Source organism: Pseudomonas sp. FP2338, from assembly GCF_030687515.1.
GTDB classification, from domain to species: Bacteria; Pseudomonadota; Gammaproteobacteria; order Pseudomonadales; family Pseudomonadaceae; genus Aquipseudomonas; species Aquipseudomonas salomonii.
In genome coordinates, this window is sequence record NZ_CP117436.1 from 1,337,396 (window position 1) to 1,356,416 (window position 19,021).

Sequence of the window (19,021 nt, forward strand, 5' to 3'; positions counted from 1 at the left end):
AGACGCCTGAGGGAGGGTTGGCTCCCTCAGGACATAAGCTTAGTCAGGTATCAGATTTTTACGTCAGGGGCTGGCTTGTCGCTTGGGTTAGCGATCAGCTCCTTAACCTTTTCGCTCATCGGGAAGTTCAGGTTCAGGCCTTTTGGTGGGATCGGGCTCTCGAACCACTTGCTGTAGATCTTGTTGATCTCGCCGGACTTGTACAGGGCGACGATGGCGTCATCCACGGCTTTCTTGAAGGCCGGGTCGTTTTTACGCACCATGCACGCGTAGGCTTCGAAGGACTGTGGAGTACCGGTGATGACCCAGTCGTCCGGCTTCTTGGCCTTGGCTTCTTCGCCGGCCAGCAGGGCGTCGTCCATCATGAACGCAACGGCACGGCCGCTTTCGAGCATCTGGAAGGATTCGCCGTGGTCTTTGGCGGAGATGACGTTCATGCCCATCTGCTTGTCGGCGTTCATCGCTTTGATGATGCGCTCGGACGTGGTGCCGGCGGTGGTCACGACGTTTTTGCCTTTCAGGTCGGCAAAGTCAGCGTAGGACGGCTTGCCATCCTTGTCCTTCTTGACCAGCAGGCGGGTGCCGATTTCGAAGATGTTGACGGTGAAATCAACTTGCTGGGCGCGTTCGGCATTGTTGGTGGTGGAGCCGCACTCAAGGTCCGCAGTGCCGTTCTGGATCAGCGGGATACGAGTCTGCGAAGTCACCAGGTTGTACTTGGTCTTCAGGTCGGGCTTGTTCAGGTCTTTTTTCAGGGCTTCAACCACAGCCAACTGAACGTCGTGGGAGTAGCCCACGGGTTTGCCCGAGCCATCCGCGATGTAGGAAAACGGAATGGAGCTGTCGCGGTGAGCGAGGGTGATGGTGCCGGAGTCGTTGATTTTCTTCAGTGTGCCGGTGAGTTCGGCGGCGAAAACTGGAGTGCTGATCAGAGCAGCAGCGATAGCTGCGCCCAGGATATGGGGAACGATGCGCATCAATACTTCCTCGACATTTGTTTTTTTTATGAAGCCGGCTTAACGGCTCTCTTTGTACTGCGAATGCCCATGACGGCTCCTAAGGCGCCTCAGGCAATCGTCAGGGAGTGTAGAGCATGAGTCGTGCCATACCGGAAATAAAAGGTTATTTGATTGATTTATAAGGAGATTAACTTTGTGTTACGAGGAATTTGTAACGGTTCGATCCGGCAAACCGAATCGGGCGGGGTGTAGCGTTCGGAAAACCGAATGCTCAGTCAGCTATTCCGAGCAGAGCTTTTTGTGGGAGCTGGCTTGTCGAATCGTCGCACCTCTGCGATGCAGGCACCTCGATCTTTAGTTGAGCCGAGGTGATGCAATCGCAGGCGATGGCGGCCTATCCGGCGCTGCTGATAAAAAAGCCCCTGGACCTTGCGGTACAGGGGCTTCTCGTTACTGCCTGCGATCAGGCAGCTTCAATCTTTGCGCGGTTTTGCTCGACCTTCGACAGGTAGCGCTGCACGTTGTCCTGCTCTTGCGGCGTGGTGAACAAGCCCAGCTTGGTCCGGCGCCACAGCACGTCCTGCGGTTGCGTCACCCATTCTTCGGCGCACAGGTAATCGACTTCGCGGGTGTACAGGCCGCCACCCAGGTGCTCGCCCAGGTCAGCCAACGATTGCACACCTTCGAGCAAGCGCCAGGTACGGCTGCCGTACGTGGTGGACCAGCGGCGTGCGATCTCACTCGGCACCCAGTCAAACTTGGCGCGAATCGCTTCGGCCAAGGCTTGCGGCGTGGTCATGTTTTCGCCGCCCGGCAGGCTCGCGGTGGCGGTCCAGCTTGGGCGCATCTGCGTGAAAAACGGTGCCAGTTGCGCCATCGCCGACTCGGCCAGCTTGCGGTAGGTGGTCAACTTGCCGCCGAACACCGACAGGATCGGCGCTTCACCATTACCGCCAGACAGCGACAGGGTGTAGTCGCGGGTAATGGCCGACGGGTTGTCCGATTCGTCGTTGCACAGCGGGCGCACGCCGGAGTAGGTGTGCACGATGTCGTCGCGGCTCAGCTGCTTCTTGAAGTGCGCATTGACCACTTTGAGCATGTAGTCGGTTTCACCTTCGGTAATCGCAACCTTCGCTGGGTCGCCAGTGTACTCACGGTCGGTGGTGCCGATGATGGTCAGGTGGTTCAAGTACGGAATAGTGAAGACGATGCGCTGGTCTTCGTTCTGCAGAATGTGTGCATGCGCACCTTCGTAGAGTTTCGGCACGATCAAGTGGCTGCCCTGGATCAAGCGGATGCCGTAAGGCGAGTCCAGCTTCAGGTCTTCCTTGATGAACTTGGCGACCCACGGGCCGGCGGCGTTCACCAAGGCGCGAGCGCGGATCGAGAACAGGCTGCCATCGGCGCGTTCCATATTCATTTCCCACATGCCGTTGCTGCGATGTGCGCTGATGCAACGGGTCTGGGTGTGGATATGCGCGCCTTTTTCGCGGGCGGCCATGGCGTTGAGCACTACTAGGCGGGCGTCATCGACCCAGCAGTCGGAGTATTCGAAGCCTTTGGTGATTTCGCTTTTCAGCGGGCTGTCGGGGCCGAACTTAAGGCTCTTGGAACCGGCAAGTTTTTCGCGCTTGCCCAGGTGGTCGTACAGGAACAGGCCCGCGCGAATCATCCACGCCGGGCGCAGGTGCGGGCGGTGCGGCAATACGAAGCGCATCTGCTTGACGATGTGCGGGGCCTTGGCCAGCAGCACTTCACGTTCGGCCAGAGCCTCGCGCACCAGGCGGAACTCGTAATGTTCGAGGTAGCGCAGGCCACCGTGGATCAGCTTGCTGCTGGCCGAAGAGGTGTGGCTGGCCAAGTCGTCCTTTTCGCAAAGGAATACCGACAAACCGCGCCCGGCTGCGTCTGCTGCAATGCCGACGCCATTGATCCCGCCGCCAATTACGGCGACGTCATAGACTTCGGCAAGCGGTGGAGCAGGCAAGGTGGAAGGGTTCATCGGCTGGCCTCGCGATCTTTTCGTCTTGGAATTCGAACATTAATGTTCATTTGCGAAAATGGTAGCTGATAAACGCGCGCACAGCCACCTGACTTCGATTGAAAAAACTCATCGAAGGGCGGAAAAAGGAAAAATTGTGAACATGAGCCAATGAAAGGCTCGAGAGAGGGGGGCGATATATCGCCATCGCGGGCAAGCCCGGCTCCCACAGTTGACCGAGTTCCTGCATGAGGATGCGGTCAACTGTGAGGGCGGGCTTGCCCGCGATGGCGCCAGTCCGGGCGCTAAACCACTTCCAGCCTGACTTTGTGCTGATTCAACAACTGCACCAACGCCGGCACCGGCTGCTGATCGGTCACCAGGCAGTCCACTAGACTGATCGGCCCCAGGCGAATCATGGCATTGCGCCCGAATTTGCTTGAGTCCGCCGCCAGAATCACCTGGCGTGCATTGGCGATGATCGCCTGGGAAACCCTGACTTCCTGATAATCGAAGTCCAGCAGACTGCCGTCTTCATCAATACCGCTGATGCCCACCAAGGCAAAGTCGACCTTGAACTGGTTGATAAAGTCGACACTCGCCTGGCCCACCACACCGCCGTCACGGCGCACGTTGCCGCCGGTCAACAGTACGTCGAAGTCGTCCTTGGCACTGAGCATGGTCGCAACGTTGAGGTTGTTGGTGATGATTTTCAGGTGGTTGTGATTGAGCAGCGCACGCGCGATGGATTCGGTGGTGGTGCCGATATTGATAAACAGCGAGGCGTGATCAGGGATTTGCGCGGCAATGGCTTCGCCGATGCGTTGTTTTTCGTCACGCATCTGGTCGGCACGCATGGCGTACGTGGTGTTCTCGACACTGGAGTCATAGGCCGCACCGCCGTGGTAGCGGCGTAGCAGATTGGCGTCCGCCAGTTGGTTGATATCGCGGCGGATGGTTTGCGGGGTGACAACGAATAGCTGCGCCATCTCCTCGATACTGACGTAGCCGCGTTCGCGCACCAGTTCGAGGATTTGTTGTTGGCGGGGAGGCAGATTCATGGGGCGTCCTTTGGGCTGCCATACAAAAGTGGCCCATGATGCCGCAGCAATCGACTCCCCGCCAGTTACAACCCGATATGGGTCCGGCGGTTGGCTTATTCAGCGCCTTCGTGCGGTTCCCAGTCGCGGGTGCGGCTGACTGCTTTTTGCCAGCCGGCGTAGAGCTTCTCTTTGGCGGCTTCATCAAGCTGTGGTTCGAATTCGCGCTCGATCACGGCCTTGCCACGCAGTTCTTCCAGGCTGCCCCAGAAACCGCAGGCCAGGCCTGCCAGGTACGCAGCGCCGAGTGCCGTGGTCTCGCGCATTTGCGGGCGCTCGACCTGGGTGCCGAGGATGTCGGCCTGGAATTGCATCAGGAAGTTGTTGGCCACCGCACCGCCGTCCACGCGCAGGGCTTTGAGGCGCTCGCCCGAGTCCTGTTGCATGGCGTCCAGCACGTCGCGGGTCTGGTAGGCAATCGACTCCAGGGCGGCACGAATAATGTGATCCACGCGCACGCCACGGGTCAGGCCGAACAGCGCGCCACGGGCATACGGGTCCCAGTACGGGGCGCCCAGGCCGGTGAAGGCGGGCACCAGGTACACGCCGTTGCTGTCCTTGACCTTGCCGGCGAAGTATTCGGTGTCGGTGGCGTCGGCGATGATTTTCAGCTCGTCACGCAGCCATTGCACGGTGGAGCCACCGTTGAAGACCGCGCCTTCGAGGGCGTAAGCCACTTCGCCACGCGGGCCGCAAGCGATGGTGGTGAGCATGCCGTGCTTGGATTTCACGGCTTTGTCGCCGGTGTTCATCAGCAGGAAGCAACCGGTGCCGTAAGTGTTCTTGGCCTGACCGGCTTCCACGCACATCTGGCCGAACAGCGCCGCTTGCTGGTCACCGGCAATCCCGCCGATGGCAATGCCGCTTTTGGTACGGCCGTAGATTTCCGAGGAGGACTTCACTTGCGGCAGCATTTCGCGCGGTACATCGAGGATCTCCAGCATCTTCGCATCCCACTCCAGGGTGTGGATGTTGAAGAGCATGGTGCGCGAGGCGTTGGTGTAGTCGGTGACGTGGGTTTTGCCGCCGGTAAATTTCCAGATCAGCCAGCTGTCGATGGTGCCGAACAGCAGTTCGCCGTTGCGCGCACGCTCACGGCTGCCTTCAACGTTGTCGAGGATCCACTTGAGCTTGGTGCCGGAGAAGTACGGGTCGGTGACCAGGCCGGTGGTGTCGCTGATGTATTGCTCGTGGCCGTCGCGCTTGAGCTGCTGGCAGATCTCGGTGCTGCGGCGGCACTGCCACACGATCGCGTTGTAGATCGGGCGGCCGGTGATCTTGTCCCAGACCACGGTGGTTTCACGCTGGTTGGTGATACCGATGGCGGCGACCTGGTCATGGTGCAGGCCGGCTTGTGCCAGGGCCTCGACCATTACCGCGCTCTGGGTGGCGAAAATCTCCATCGGGTCATGTTCGACCCAGCCGGCTTGCGGGTAATGCTGAGCGAATTCACGCTGGGCGGTGCAGACCACGTTGGCGTCACGATCGAAGATGATCGCCCGCGAACTGGTGGTGCCCTGATCGAGGGCAATGATGTAGTTCTTATTCTGAATGTCGGTCATGTCAATTGCCTTGGACGAAATAAGGAAGTCAGAAATCAGCCTGGGCCGCGAAGGGCAGGGGCACCAGGCCGGCGCTTTCAGGAAATACGAGTCTTGCCGTTGACAGCCGTGTCAGGTGTTTCTTCAGCTATAGCAGGTGCGGCGCTTGGCAGGTGACGGGCAATCAGCCCGCGGTAAGCCGCTGCGCCGAGGCAGGCGCCGACAATCGGCGCGAAAATCGGTACCAGGAAGTAAGGAATATCGCGGCCGCCAGTAAAGGCCATTTCACCCCAGCCGGCGAAAAAGGTCATCAGCTTGGGGCCGAAATCCCGCGCCGGGTTCATCGCAAAACCGGTCAGCGGGCCCATGGCGCTGCCGATTACGGCAATCAGCAGGCCGATCAGCAGTGGGGCCAACGGGCCACGGGGCAGGCCGTTGTTATCGTCGGTCAGGGCCATGATCACACCCATCAGGATGGCGGTGATGACCATTTCCACCAGAAATGCCTGGGCCGTGCTCAGCAAGGCATGCGGGTACGTGGAGAACACCGATGCCAATTCCAGGCTGGCCTGGGAGCCGCGCACCATATGGTGAGTTTGTTCGTAATCGAAAAAGAGGTTGCTGTACAGCGTGTAAACCAACGCCGCCGAGCAGAAGGCACCAGCGATTTGCGCGAGGATATAGAAAGGCAGTTTGCGTTTTTCAAAATCGGCAAAGATGCACAGGGCGATACTCACCGCCGGGTTGAGGTGCGCCCCGGAAATACCGGCTGTGAGGTAGATCGCCATGCTCACGCCGATGCCCCAGATAATACTGATTTCCCACAGCCCGAAGCTGGCACCCGCGACCTTGAGCGCAGCGACACATCCTGTACCGAAGAAGATCAGAAGCGCAGTCCCCAGGAACTCGGCCATGCATTGGCTCGAAAGTGAAGGCTGTTGAAGAGCAGTAGTCATGGCAAACCTCGATTGTTGTTCTTGTTGGCGCATAGCCTCAACGGGCCATTGCGCGATTTTCACCGTAACCAGGATCCCCATCCTGGCTGCGGCTTCCCGCTGGAACACTGGAGTACTATTCCTACAGTATTCGGAAACGAAAAAATATAGACAAGAATGACCGCTGTCAAAGGTCGAAAGTGAACCATTGGTCATTTTCGAACTATTGGTCTGGTGAATGATCACGGGTGAGGCTGCAAGTGTTCACAGCAGGAGGGGCGCACTAGAGCGTTTTGCGTGGGCTTGGCCTAGAATTGGCGATCTTTTTGCTGCGCCAGGAGTAGACATGACCCCCGCACTGGACCTGTTGAAAAAAGTTCGCGCCGAACATCGCATCCACAGTTACGAGCACGACCCCAAGGCCGCGTCTTATGGCCTGGAGGCCGCGGAAAAATTGGGGCTCGACCCGGCGCAGGTGTTCAAGACCTTGCTGGCCAGCAGTGAGAAAGGTGAATTGTTGGTGGCGGTGGTGCCGGTCGTCGGAAGTCTGGACCTGAAGGCGCTGGCCCATGCGGCCGGCGTTAAAAAAACCGAGATGGCCGATCCGGTCGCGGCGCAGCGCTCTACCGGCTACCTGTTGGGCGGCATCAGCCCTTTAGGGCAGAAGAAGCGTTTGCGCACATTTATCGATGAGACCGCGCAACAGTTTGCGACGATTCATGTGAGTGCAGGTAGAAGGGGGTTGGAAGTGGAATTGGCCGCAGCGGTGCTGGCCGAGCATACCCAGGCCAAGTTTGCGCCGATTGGGCGGGGCTGAAATTCACTGCTGAATGCGCCAAAACCTAATGTGGGAGCTGGCTTGTCGAATCGTCGCACCGCTGCGATGGCATCACCGCGGTTCAACTGACAGACCGAGGTGTCTGCATCGCAGGCAAGCCAGCTCCCACATTTTTTACCCGGTTTCGTCAGTTGGTCAGTGCGCCGGGCTGTAACGTCGCACGCCAGATTCCACCTGAGGAATCTGCGCCGCCGTGCTGCCAGACGCTTGAAACAACACCAGATGCTCCGCCGCCACCCGAATCCCCACCTGCGCACCGACCTGATGGTCCGCATGGCTGGGGAAAATCGACTCCAGCTGTGCGCCGGTTGGCAGTTGCAGGCGGTACAAGGTCGAAGCGCCAAGGAACGTTTTGCCGACAATTCGCGCTTTCAACGCGCTGTCCGGCGCATAAACGATGTCATCCGGGCGTAGCAGAACATCCACCGCGCCACCGGTTGGCCAGGTATAGGCACGATTGCCACGCAAGTCACCCAGTTCGGTACTCACCGATTCCGGCGAACTCAGTTGCCCGCGAATGAAGTAACCCTGGCCGATAAAGCTGGCGACATAGGGCGTCTGCGGTTCGTGGTAGAGGTTGTAGGGCGTGTCCCACTGCTCAAGACGGCCCTCCTTGAATACCCCCACCTGATCACTCACGGCGAAGGCTTCTTCCTGATCATGGGTGACCAGAATCGCACTGGTGCCACGCGCCTTGAGAATGTCGCGCACCTCATGGCTGAGCTTGCGCCGCAGTTCGCCGTCGAGGTTAGAGAAGGGTTCGTCGAGCAGCAACAGTTGCGGCTCCGGCGCCAGCGCGCGGGCGAGGGCGACGCGTTGTTGCTGGCCGCCGGAAAGCTCGTGGGGGAAGCGCTTGCCGAGGTTTTTCAGGTTGACCAGTTCCAGCAGTTCGGCAACCACGCGGTCTTTTTGCGGGTGCTTGCGAATGCCGAAGGCGATGTTGTCGGCCACGCTCAAATGCGGAAACAGCGCGTAGTCCTGGAACACCATGCCAATGCGACGTTTCTCCGGCGCCAGGGTGAACCCGGCGCTGGAGATCACTTCGCCGGCCAGGCTGATTTCGCCCTCGTGCACCGGTTCAAACCCGGCAATCGCCCGCAAGGTCGTGGTTTTGCCGCAACCCGAGGAACCCAGCAGGCAGCCGATGTCGCCGGCGTTGAGGTGCAGGTTGAGATTCTGCACCACACGTTGATCTTGATAGCCGCATGCCAGATTGCGCAGGTTCAGCAGTAATGGCTGGCTCATGCGTGGTGGTACGACGGCGGGACGAGGAATTCGAGCAGCGCCTTTTGCGCGTGCAGGCGGTTCTCGGCCTGGTCCCACGCCACCGAACGCTCATCGTCGAGCAGATCGAGGCTGATTTCTTCGCCACGATGCGCGGGCAGGCAGTGCATGAACAGCACGTCCGGCGCGGCCAGGTCGAGCAGGGCGCGGGTCACCTGGAACGGCGCGAACAGCGCCAGGCGCTGGGCGGTTTCTTCTTCCTGGCCCATGGAGGTCCACACGTCGGTGCTCACCAGGTGTGCGCCGATGACCGCGTCACGCGGGTCGCGCACCAGGGTCACGCGATCGCCGGCCTGGGCCAGGAAACGTGCATCCGGCTCGTAGCCTTCGGGGCAGGCAACGCGCAGTTGGAAGTCGAACTGGATCGCCGCTTCTATATAGCTGTTGCACATGTTGTTGCCGTCGCCGATCCAGGCCACGGTCTTGCCCTGGATCGAACCACGGTGTTCGAGGAAGGTTTGCATGTCGGCCAGCAACTGGCACGGGTGCAGGTCATCGGACAGGCCGTTGATCACCGGTACCCGCGAGTTGGCGGAAAATTCGGTCACGGTGCTGTGGGCAAAAGTACGGATCATCACCGCATCGAGCATGCGCGACATCACGCGGGCGGCGTCGGCAATCGGCTCGCCACGGCCCAGTTGGGTGTCACGCGAGGACAGGAAGATGGCTTGGCCACCCAGCTGGATCATGCCGGCTTCGAACGACACGCGGGTGCGGGTCGACGACTTCTCGAAAATCATCCCGAGCACACGGTTTTTCAAAGGCTCGAACAGTACGCCGCGGTTACGCAGGTCTTTAAGCTCAATGCCTCGACGGATCACGCTGACCAGCTCTTCGGGCGTGCAATCCATCAGGGAGAGAAAGTGCCTTGCGCTCATCATTAACTACCTTTTTGCAACAGACCGCAGATACTCAAAGCCTTGTTTATTGTGACAACGGGCGAGACCTGCGGCGAAAGCCGCACGGGGCGACGAAATAGGGGAAGGCGCGATCTTATAATTAAATGTCGCGTCTTACCAATAGGGCTACAGTTTTTAAGGGTGTTCAAGAGGGGCGCCGGAGCGCTTTTGAAGACTGATTCCTGACAGCAGCGACCCATTTGTACACTGGCGCCAAGACCTTTTGCAATGTGTTGGGCGGGCCTGGAGCGGGTTGTGTCGGTTTCGGAGCGCATATGCAAAGATTTGAAACACTTGCCCATGGTCTGGCCTGATGCCCCTCGATTCACAGGACGAACGTTGCTGGTGCGCGTCCGGATGTCGGGCCATAGTTGGGCCAAAGCCCAATAAAGAGACTGGCCATGACCAAGACTCTCCACCACCGTGCCTGCCATCTGTGTGAAGCCATCTGCGGTCTGACCCTGGAAACCACCCAGGCGGACGACGGCAGCCTGGCGATCACTTCCATCAAGGGCGACCCGCTGGATACATTCAGTCGCGGACACATTTGCCCAAAAGCCGTGGCGCTGCAGGACATCCAGAACGACCCCGACCGCCTGCACCAGCCCATGCTGCGAGTGGGCAGCGACTGGCAGCCGATCCCGTGGGACGAAGCCTTTGCGCTGGTGGCCGAACGCCTCGCAGGCATTCAGGCCCGGCACGGGCAGAATGCGGTGGCGGTGTATCAGGGCAACCCCAGCGTGCATAACTATGGGTTGATGACCCACAGCAACTACTTCCTTGGCCTGCTGAAGACGCGCAATCGGTTTTCCGCCACCTCGGTGGACCAGTTGCCCCATCACCTCACCAGCCACCTGATGTACGGCCATGGCTTGTTGCTGCCGATTCCGGACATCGACCACACCGACTTCATGCTGATCCTGGGCGGCAACCCGCTGGCGTCAAACGGCAGCATCATGACGGTGCCCGATGTGGAGAAACGCCTCAAGGCCATCCAGGCGCGTGGCGGCACAGTGGTGGTGGTTGACCCGCGGCGCAGCGAGACGGCGGCGATTGCCGATCAGCATGTGTTCGTACGGCCCGGCGGCGACGCGGCGCTGCTGTTCGGGCTGCTCAACACCTTGTTCAGCGAAAACCTGACCCGCGACAGCCATTTGCCGATTGCTGGCCTGGAGGCTGTGCGCCAGGCGATTGCCGGGTTTACCGCCGAAGCCATGAGCCGCCAGTGTGCCGTGCCTGCCGAGCAGATCCGCCAGTTGGCGCGGGACTTTGCGGCGGCGGACAAGGCCGTGTGCTACGGGCGCATGGGCGTATCGACCCAGGCATTCGGCACGCTGTGCCATTGGCTGGTGCAATTGATCAATCTGGTCACGGGCAACCTCGATCGTGTCGGCGGCGCCCTGTGCACCACGCCGGCGGTGGACCTGGTGGCCTCCACGGGCGGTGGCCACTTCAATCGCTGGCAAAGCCGGGTGTCCGGGCGGCCGGAGTACGGTGGTGAGCTGCCCGTTTCGGCCCTGGCCGAAGAAATGCTCACCGAAGGCGAAGGGCAGATCCGCGCCCTGGTGACGGTGGCCGGAAACCCGGTGCTGTCCACGCCTAACGGCCGCCAACTGGAGAAGGCCCTGGACGGTTTGGAGTTCATGGTCAGCGTCGACCTGTATATCAACGAAACCACGCGCTATGCCGACCTGATCCTGCCGTCCACCTCGGCGCTGGAAAACGATCACTACGACACCACATTCAATATGTTTGCGGTGCGTAACGTCACCCGCTTCAATCGCGCGATCCTGCCCAAGCCTGTTGGCGCGTTGCATGATTGGGAGATCTTCGTCGGTTTGGCCAAGGCCTTCGCTGCGCACACCGGCGCCGCGCTCAAGCCAACCATGGCGCCGGCACAGATGATCGACTTTGGCTTGCGCGCCGGGGTCTATGGCGATGCGTCCGAGCACAAACTGTCGGTGGCCATGCTCGCCGATCATCCCCATGGCGTGGACCTGGGGCCGCTCAAGCCTAATCTGGCCGCCCGCTTGAAAACCGCCGACGGCCACGTGCAGGCGGCGCCTGCGGTGATCCTGGCGGACCTGGCGCGGTTTGCCGCGCAGCCGGTGCCGATGGTCAATGAACTGTTACTGATCGGCCGTCGGCATGTGCGCAGCAACAATTCCTGGATGCATAACTATCACCGCCTGGTGAAGGGCAAGCCGCGCCATCAACTGCATATGCATCCCGACGACCTGGCCAGCCGACAATTGAGCGATGGGCAGTGGGTGCGCGTCAGCTCACGCATTGGCGAGATCGAAGTGGAAGTGGTGGCCAGTCTGGACATGATGCCCGGCGTCGTCAGCCTGCCTCACGGCTGGGGGCACGGTCGGCCGGGCGTGCGCATGACCATCGCCAGTGAGCAGCCCGGGGCCAGTGCCAATGACCTCACCGACGAGCGGCAATTGGACGAATTGTCTGGAAACGCCGCGCTCAATGGCGTGCCGGTGCAGGTGGCCGCCGCATAAGGCCCGAGCACCGCGCTGGAATTTTGCGTTACAATGCGCCACCGTGCCGACCTGTGAGTCGCAAAGTTCCAGCCGAGGTGTTCCATGGATATCATCGAAACGATCAAAGAGCAGATTGCCAATAACACCATTCTGCTTTACATGAAGGGCGCCCCGAACGCTCCTCAGTGCGGTTTCTCCGCGAAGGCTTCCCAGGCCATCATGGCGTGCGGCGAGAAATTCGCTTACGTGGATATCCTGCAAAACCCGGAAATCCGCGCCAACCTGCCAAAGTACGCCAACTGGCCAACTTTCCCGCAATTGTGGGTGGCCGGTGAACTGGTCGGCGGTAGCGATATCATCACTGAAATGGCAGCTGATGGTTCGTTGCAAGCGCTGATCAAAGACGCAGCGGCAAACGCGGCAGCCAAGACTGACGCGTAATGCGCCAGCAATAAAAAGCCCCGCTTCTCGAAAGAGAGCGGGGCTTTTTTGTGATCGTTCCCACGTGGGAACGCTCTTCAGCGCTTATTCACCCATCTGCGATTGCAGGTAGTTTTCCAGGCTGACTTTAACGATCAAGCCCAGCTGGGTTTCCAGCCAGTCGATATGTTCTTCCTGATCTTCCAGGATATCTTCCAGCAGCTCACGGCTGCCGAAGTCGCCTTTGGTTTCGCAGTGAGCGATGGCGGCCTTGAGGTCGCTGTGGCTCTTCTGTTCGAACTTCAGGTCGCTGCTGATCATCTCCTGGGTGTGCTCGCCGATGTTCAGCTTGCCCAGGTCCTGTACGTTCGGCAGGCCTTCCAGGAACAGGATGCGCTTGATCAGCGCGTCTGCGTCCTTCATGGCCTTGATCGATTCTTTGTATTCACGCTTGCCGAGCTTTTCCAGGCCCCAATCGTCATACATGCGCGCATGCAGAAAGTACTGATTGATCGCGACCAGTTCATTGGCAAGGATTTTGTTGAGTTGCTGGATGACTGAGATGTCGCCTTTCATGACTGGGGTCCTGCCCTGTAATAGCTGTGTATAAGGCGGAGTTTGAGCGGCGAAATCCCTAGTGTCAAACCTAAGTTATTGAATAATAAATGAAAATTAATCGGAATAAGAATGTTTGTGTTCCGCGTCTTGGCGCTAACTAATTGAATTGTGGGCATAAAAAAACCGGACACTAAGCCCGGTTCTTCAAAACACGCCTATTTAAGCGTGTGTAAATTCTGCTGAGTAGGGGAGCGCGGCCTGGGCTGTTTGCAGCTGCGTCAGGGTTTCCCGTACCACTTGCTTGGCGAGGCAAGCACATTTGCCGCACTGGCTGGCAACGCCGGTGGTTTCACGTACTTCCTTGTAGCTGCAGCAACCTTCATAGATTGCTTCGCGGATTTGTCCGTCGGTGACGCCAGTGCAGAGGCAGACATACATAAGGGAGAACCATCGCGGGTTTAAGGCTTAAGTGCGATGGATCTTAATGTTAACGAGAATGATTGTCAAAGTAGATTCGCGAGGTATTGCCAGGTCCCTGCGGCGCGCTGACGAACGGTTTTTTCAGTGTATGATGGTCGGTCTTCACGAAGCGTGACTGCGTCACAGGCCTGTCGCTTAACTGCGCCAGACTTGGGCCGGTCCTTTTACTTCAATCGTCACCCTTACATCAGGAGATACCCAATGAGCGTACTCGTCGGCAAACAAGCCCCGGACTTCGACGTACCTGCCGTCCTCGGCAATGGCGAAATCGTTGACAGCTTTAAACTGTCTGAAGCCATCAAAGGCAAATACGGCCTGGTGTTCTTCTACCCGCTGGACTTCACCTTCGTGTGCCCGTCGGAGCTGATCGCTCTGGACCACCGCATGGACGATTTCAAGGCGCGCAACGTTGAAGTGGTCGCCGTTTCCATCGACTCCCATTTCACCCACAACGCCTGGCGCAACACCGCCATCAATGATGGTGGCATCGGCAAAGTCAAATACACCATGGCTGCCGACATGAAGCACGACATTGCCAAGGCCTACGACGTTGAGTCCGAAGGCGGCGTGGCGTTCCGTGGCGCGTTCCTGATCGACGACAAGGGCGTTGTACGCTCGCAGATCATCAACGACCTGCCGCTGGGCCGTAACATGGAAGAGCTGATCCGTCTGGTTGACGCCCTGCAATTCCACGAAGAGCACGGCGAAGTCTGCCCTGCCAACTGGAAAAAAGGCGACAAAGGCATGAACGCTTCGCCAGAAGGCGTTGCGGCTTACCTGACCGAGAACGCTGGCAAGCTGTAAGCCTCGTTTCAGGTACAAAAAAACCGGCCTGTGAGGGCCGGTTTTTTTATGCACTGCATTTTTGACTCTGTGGCGAGCGAGCTTGTTGTGGTGAATGAGCTTTTGTGGCGAGGGAGCTTGCTCCCGCTGGGCTGCGAAGCGGCCCCAAATCCTGACACCGCGGTTTAACAGGTCAACCGAGGCGATCTTATTGGGGGCCGCTGCGCAGCCCAGCGGGAGCAAGCTCCCTCGCCACAACAAACTCGCTTGCCACAGAAGCTCGCTTGCTACAGAGGCGTCAGCCTCAGTCGTTGAAGTCTTCCCAGCCGCCCATCTGTTTCCAGCGGTTGACGATGCCGCAGAACAGCTCGGCGGTCTTTTCGGTGTCGTAGCGGGCTGAGTGGGCCTCACGACCGTCAAAGTCGATACCGGCTGCCTGGCAGGCCTTCGCCAGCACGGTCTGGCCGTAAGCCAGGCCCGCAAGCGTGGCGGTGTCGAAGCTGGAGAACGGGTGAAACGGGTTGCGCTTCATGTCCAACCGCGTCACGGCAGCATTCAGGAAGCCCAGGTCGAAGCTGCTGTTGTGGCCAACCAGGATCGCGCGTTTGCAGCCATTGGCCTTCAACGCTTTGCGTACACCACGGAAGATATCGGTCAGCGCCGCTTCTTCACTCACAGCCATGCGCAGCGGGTGATCGAGCTTGATCCCGGTGAATTCCAGGGCTGCAGCTTCGATATTCGCACCTTCAAACGGCTCCACGCGGAAGAAATGGGTGTGTTCCGGGAACACAAAACCCTGCTCGTCCATGCCGATGGTGGTAGCGGCGATTTCCAGCAACGCGTCGGTGGCGCAGTTGAAACCACCGGTTTCTACGTCGATGACAACCGGCAGATAGCCGCGAAACCGCTCGGCCATCGGGTGGCGGGAGCCGCCACCACTGTGCTCGTGTTCGTCGTCGTAATGGTCTTCACTCACTTGCTTTCCTCCAGCAGGCGCCAGCGCAGTGTTTCACCGGCGCGCAGCGGGATAACAGTCAGCTCGCCAAACGGCAAGCTGGCAGGGGCGGTCCAGTCTTCACGAACCAGGGTAATGCGGTCGGTATTCGCCGGCAGGCCGTAGAAACGCGGGCCATTGAGGCTGGCGAACGCCTCGAGCTTGTCCAGGGCGTTGCGCTGTTCAAACGCTTCGGCATACAGCTCGATGGCGGCATACGCGGTGTAGCAACCGGCACAGCCGCATGCGGCTTCTTTGGCGTGCTGGGCGTGGGGCGCCGAGTCGGTGCCGAGGAAGAACTTCGGGCTGCCGCTGGTGGCGGCGTCCAGCAGGGCCACCTGGTGGGTGTTGCGCTTGAGGATCGGCAGGCAATAGAAGTGCGGCCGAATGCCGCCCACCAGCATGTGGTTGCGGTTGTAGAGCAGGTGATGCGCGGTGATGGTCGCGCCGACGTTGGCCGAAGCCTCGTTGACGAACTGCACGGCGTCGGCGGTGGTGATGTGTTCGAACACGACCTTGAGGGTCGGGAACAGCTCGACCACACGGCGCATATGCTCGTCGATGAAGATCTTTTCACGATCAAACACATCCACATCGCCACGGGTGACTTCACCGTGGATCAGCAGCGGCATGCCGACTTCAGCCATGGCTTCGATCGCCGGCAGAATCTTGTCGATACTGGTCACGCCGGAGTCGGAGTTGGTGGTCGCGCCCGCCGGGTACAGCTTGGCGGCGTACACAAAACCGCTGGCCTTGGCCTCGCGGATCTCGGCAGGCTGGGTGCGGTCGGTGAGGTAGAGCACCATCAACGGTTCGAAGCGGCTGCCGGCCGGGCGCGCAGCGAGGATACGCTGGCGATAGGCATCGGCTTGCTCGGCATTACGCACCGGAGGTACCAGGTTAGGCATGATAATCGCGCGGCCAAACGTGCGCGCTACATCGGCCACGGTTTGGGGTAACGCAGCACCATCGCGAAGATGAATATGCCAGTCGTCGGGACGCAGCAGGGTCAGGCGGTCGGACATTGGGGATTCCAGGCGGGTCAATCTGGTGGGAATGCTACCGGAAAAGACTCTTGCAGGCACTCGCTATCAAGTTTTGCCGCACGTGTCCGATATCCCTGGGTATGCCTTAACGACGTATGACGCTTTGAAGTGTTGTAGAAACCAGTGGAGCCTCCCGTGCGCCAGCATTATCTAGCCCTGCTCAGTGTGTTCGCCAGCCTGCCTGCGATGGCACTCACCTTCCAGACACGCCTGGAGAACATTGAGTGGAAGGTGGAAGGCGACCAATTCGAGTGCCGCCTGACCCAGCCGATCACCGATTTCGGTTCGGGTGAGTTCGTGCGCCGGGCCGGCGAGCAGGCGACATTTCGCCTGAAAGCCTACAGCGGCGCGCTCGGTGCGGGCTCGGCGACCTTGTTGGCGGCGGCTGCTCCGTGGCAACCGGGCCGTGGCGATATCAACCTCGGTGCGGTGCGTGTCGGCAGTGGTGATGTGCTGTTCAACAGCTCCCAGGCCCAGGCCGGGCGTTTGTTCACCGGCTTGCTCGAAGGGCGCAGCCCCACCGTGCGGCATTACGGGCGTGAGGGCGGCTACTCGGAAGTCCGCCTGTTGCCGGTGAAATTCAACAAGGCCTTCAACGACTATCAACTGTGCACCACCAAGCTGTTGCCGATGAATTACGATCAGGTCAAACAGACGGAAGTCGGCTTCCCCGGCGGCGGTATTGAGCTGGACGCCGCTGCCAAAAAGAAGCTGGATGTGATTCTCGCATTCATGAAAGCCGACCCGACGGTCAATCACGTCGAGCTCAATGGGCATTCCGACAACAGCGGCAACCGCCTGACCAACCGTGACGTCTCGCGCCGTCGTGCCCTGGCGGTGATGGACTACCTCAAGGCCAATGGCATTCAGGAAGCGCAGATCACGATGCGTTTTCACGGTGAAAGTTACCCACTGGCGCCCAATACCAATGCCGCCAACCGCGCCCGCAATCGCCGCGTGAATATTCAGCTCGAACGCGTGGCTACCCCCGAGAAACCCGCGCCCCAGGCCACTGGCCCGAGCAACGCGGCCCACACCTCATAAGGTGCGACCATCGGTCGCCCGCTCGATATAATCTGTCGCTTTATCTTCATTTGCTGTCGCGCCTCTGTAAATTCACGGTTTTGGTCGGTAGAATCGACGGCTTTCCGTACAACCCCGTGGAGTGATGGCATGGCCGACGTAAACAAGGTCGTTCTCGCGTATTCCGGCGGCCTGGACACTTCGGTGATCCTCAAGTGGCTGCAGGATACTTATAACTGTGAAGTGGTGACCTTCACCGCTGACCTGGGTCAGGGCGAAGAGGTCGAACCTGCACGTGCCAAGGCGCAAGCCATGGGCGTGAAAGAGATCTACATTGACGACCTGCGCGAAGAATTCGTCCGCGATTTCGTCTTCCCGATGTTTCGCGCCAACACCGTCTACGAAGGCGAGTACCTGCTGGGTACTTCCATCGCACGTCCGCTGATCGCCAAACGCCTGATCGAAATCGCCAACGAAACCGGCGCCGACGCCATTTCCCATGGCGCTACCGGCAAGGGCAACGACCAGGTGCGTTTCGAGCTGGGTGCCTACGCGCTCAAGCCAGGCGTGAAAGTGATAGCACCGTGGCGTGAATGGGACCTGTTGTCCCGTGAAAAGCTGATGGATTACGCAGAAAAGCATGCGATCCCGATCGAGCGTCACGGCAAGAAGAAGTCCCCGTACTCGATGGACGCCAACTTGCTGCACATCTCCTATGAAGGCGGCGTGCTGGAAGACACCTGGACCGAGCACGAAGAAGACATGTGGAAATGGACCGTCTCCCCGGAGAACGCTCCAGACAAGGCCCAGTACCTGGAACTGACCTACCGCAATGGCGACATCGTGGCACTGGACGGCGTCGAAATGACCCCGGCCACCGTGCTGGCGACCCTGAACCGTATCGGTGGCGAACACGGTATCGGCCGTCTCGACATCGTCGAGAACCGTTACGTGGGCATGAAGTCCCGTGGCTGCTACGAAACCCCAGGCGGCACCATCATGCTGCGCGCCCACCGCGCCATTGAGTCCATCACCCTGGACCGCGAAGTGGCTCACCTCAAAGACGAGCTGATGCCCAAGTACGCCAGCCTGATCTACACCGGTTACTGGTGGAGCCCGGAGCGCCTGATGCTGCAACAGATGATCGACGCCTCCCAGGTCCACGTGAACGGCGTTGTGCGCCTGAAGCTGTACAAGGGCAACGTGATCGTCACCGGTCGCAAGTCTGATGAGTCGCTGTTCGACGCCAACATCGCCACCTTCGAAGAAGACGGCGGTGCTTACAATCAGGCGGACGCCGCAGGCTTCATCAAGCTGAACGCGCTGCGTATGCGCATCGCCGCCAACAAGGGTCGCAAGCTGTTCTGAGTGCTGCCTTCGTTGTAAAAAATGGCCCCTTGTTCAAGGGGCCATTTTTTTGCCTGCCTATAAAGATAGACGACTTTAAATGCGCGCTGATGTTTAAACGGTGCGTGGCTGTTTAACGTTTGTTGAATAGTGAAGTTGAACACGGCCTTTTCCGCACCGGGTGTGTTTATTTCTGTACGGTCGAATGAATTTTTTACACCTGCATAGGAACTATATCTGACGGAAAATTCACTACACAAGTAAGGCGAGTGTGTAGGGCGCTGAAACTTCTGTAGGAAATAAGGATGTAAACAGCTATGTTGAATGGAACTAAATCAGTT

At 59.3% G+C, this 19,021-nt stretch carries 17 protein-coding genes; 6 read left to right on the forward strand and 11 right to left on the reverse strand.

Going from position 1 to position 19,021, the window contains the following annotated elements; translation table 11 throughout:
- Positions 1-50: 50 nt before the first annotated feature.
- The 5 genes from PSH96_RS05830 to PSH96_RS05850 form a co-directional block, all read right to left on the reverse strand.
- Positions 51-977, reverse strand: coding sequence for a glutamate/aspartate ABC transporter substrate-binding protein (locus tag PSH96_RS05830; protein ID WP_305458117.1), 927 nt, complete (start codon positions 975-977; stop codon positions 51-53).
- 445 nt (positions 978-1,422) lie between these two features.
- Positions 1,423-2,961, reverse strand: a complete 1,539-nt coding sequence (gene glpD / locus PSH96_RS05835; protein ID WP_305458118.1) for a glycerol-3-phosphate dehydrogenase — start codon at positions 2,959-2,961, stop codon at positions 1,423-1,425.
- A gap of 284 nt (positions 2,962-3,245) precedes the next feature.
- Positions 3,246-4,001 carry a DeoR/GlpR family transcriptional regulator gene (locus tag PSH96_RS05840; RefSeq protein ID WP_305458120.1) on the reverse strand — a complete coding sequence of 252 codons (756 nt, stop codon included), beginning with the start codon at positions 3,999-4,001 and terminating at the stop codon, positions 3,246-3,248.
- A gap of 95 nt (positions 4,002-4,096) precedes the next feature.
- Positions 4,097-5,602 carry a glycerol kinase GlpK gene (glpK, locus tag PSH96_RS05845; RefSeq protein ID WP_305458122.1) on the reverse strand — a complete coding sequence of 502 codons (1,506 nt, stop codon included), beginning with the start codon at positions 5,600-5,602 and terminating at the stop codon, positions 4,097-4,099.
- A gap of 77 nt (positions 5,603-5,679) precedes the next feature.
- Positions 5,680-6,537, reverse strand: a complete 858-nt coding sequence (locus tag PSH96_RS05850; protein ID WP_056857650.1) for an MIP/aquaporin family protein — start codon at positions 6,535-6,537, stop codon at positions 5,680-5,682.
- A gap of 325 nt (positions 6,538-6,862) precedes the next feature.
- Between PSH96_RS05850 and ybaK the strand changes: the two genes are divergently transcribed.
- A complete protein-coding gene (gene ybaK, locus PSH96_RS05855) occupies positions 6,863-7,333 on the forward strand; it encodes a Cys-tRNA(Pro) deacylase (RefSeq protein ID WP_305458124.1) in 471 nt (156 codons plus the stop codon).
- Positions 7,334-7,489: 156 nt separating this feature from the next.
- On the opposite strand, the gene PSH96_RS05860 is transcribed toward ybaK, so the two are convergent.
- Positions 7,490-8,599 carry an ABC transporter ATP-binding protein gene (locus tag PSH96_RS05860; RefSeq protein WP_056857628.1) on the reverse strand — a complete coding sequence of 370 codons (1,110 nt, stop codon included), beginning with the start codon at positions 8,597-8,599 and terminating at the stop codon, positions 7,490-7,492.
- Complete coding sequence (gene argF, locus PSH96_RS05865) at positions 8,596-9,516, reverse strand: ornithine carbamoyltransferase (RefSeq protein ID WP_305458125.1); 921 nt, start codon at positions 9,514-9,516, stop codon at positions 8,596-8,598. The genes PSH96_RS05860 and argF overlap by 4 nt, the downstream gene beginning before the upstream one ends.
- 422 nt (positions 9,517-9,938) lie before the next feature.
- Between argF and PSH96_RS05870 the strand changes: the two genes are divergently transcribed.
- On the forward strand, positions 9,939-12,047 hold the full coding sequence (locus PSH96_RS05870; RefSeq protein ID WP_305458126.1) for a molybdopterin oxidoreductase family protein: 2,109 nt from the start codon (positions 9,939-9,941) through the stop codon (positions 12,045-12,047).
- Positions 12,048-12,131: 84 nt separating this feature from the next.
- Positions 12,132-12,470, forward strand: coding sequence for a Grx4 family monothiol glutaredoxin (gene grxD / locus PSH96_RS05875; RefSeq protein ID WP_010212745.1), 339 nt, complete (start codon positions 12,132-12,134; stop codon positions 12,468-12,470).
- 84 nt (positions 12,471-12,554) lie between these two features.
- On the opposite strand, the gene bfr is transcribed toward grxD, so the two are convergent.
- On the reverse strand, positions 12,555-13,025 hold the full coding sequence (gene bfr, locus PSH96_RS05880) for a bacterioferritin (RefSeq protein WP_017137040.1): 471 nt from the start codon (positions 13,023-13,025) through the stop codon (positions 12,555-12,557).
- 201 nt (positions 13,026-13,226) lie between these two features.
- A complete protein-coding gene (locus PSH96_RS05885) occupies positions 13,227-13,445 on the reverse strand; it encodes a bacterioferritin-associated ferredoxin (protein ID WP_010564137.1) in 219 nt (72 codons plus the stop codon).
- A 243-nt stretch (positions 13,446-13,688) separates the two neighbouring features.
- On the opposite strand from PSH96_RS05885, the gene PSH96_RS05890 reads away from it, so the two are divergent.
- The gene (locus PSH96_RS05890; protein ID WP_003172097.1) at positions 13,689-14,291 is read left to right on the forward strand and encodes a peroxiredoxin; all 603 of its coding nucleotides are present in this window, start codon (positions 13,689-13,691) and stop codon (positions 14,289-14,291) included.
- Between the two features lie 283 nt (positions 14,292-14,574).
- Here PSH96_RS05890 and rnt read toward each other — a convergent pair whose 3' ends face one another.
- Entirely contained in the window at positions 14,575-15,246 is a 672-nt protein-coding gene (gene rnt, locus PSH96_RS05895) for a ribonuclease T (protein ID WP_017137041.1), read from the reverse strand.
- On the reverse strand, positions 15,243-16,289 hold the full coding sequence (gene pyrC / locus PSH96_RS05900; RefSeq protein WP_017137042.1) for a dihydroorotase: 1,047 nt from the start codon (positions 16,287-16,289) through the stop codon (positions 15,243-15,245). Before pyrC ends, rnt begins: the two co-directional genes overlap by 4 nt.
- Positions 16,290-16,445: 156 nt before the next feature.
- Between pyrC and PSH96_RS05905 the strand changes: the two genes are divergently transcribed.
- Positions 16,446-17,354: an OmpA family protein gene (locus PSH96_RS05905; RefSeq protein ID WP_305458129.1), complete on the forward strand. Its 909-nt coding sequence runs from the start codon at positions 16,446-16,448 to the stop codon at positions 17,352-17,354.
- A 129-nt stretch (positions 17,355-17,483) separates the two neighbouring features.
- Positions 17,484-18,701: an argininosuccinate synthase gene (locus PSH96_RS05910; RefSeq protein ID WP_003208700.1), complete on the forward strand. Its 1,218-nt coding sequence runs from the start codon at positions 17,484-17,486 to the stop codon at positions 18,699-18,701.
- The last annotated feature ends 320 nt before the right edge of the window (positions 18,702-19,021 follow it).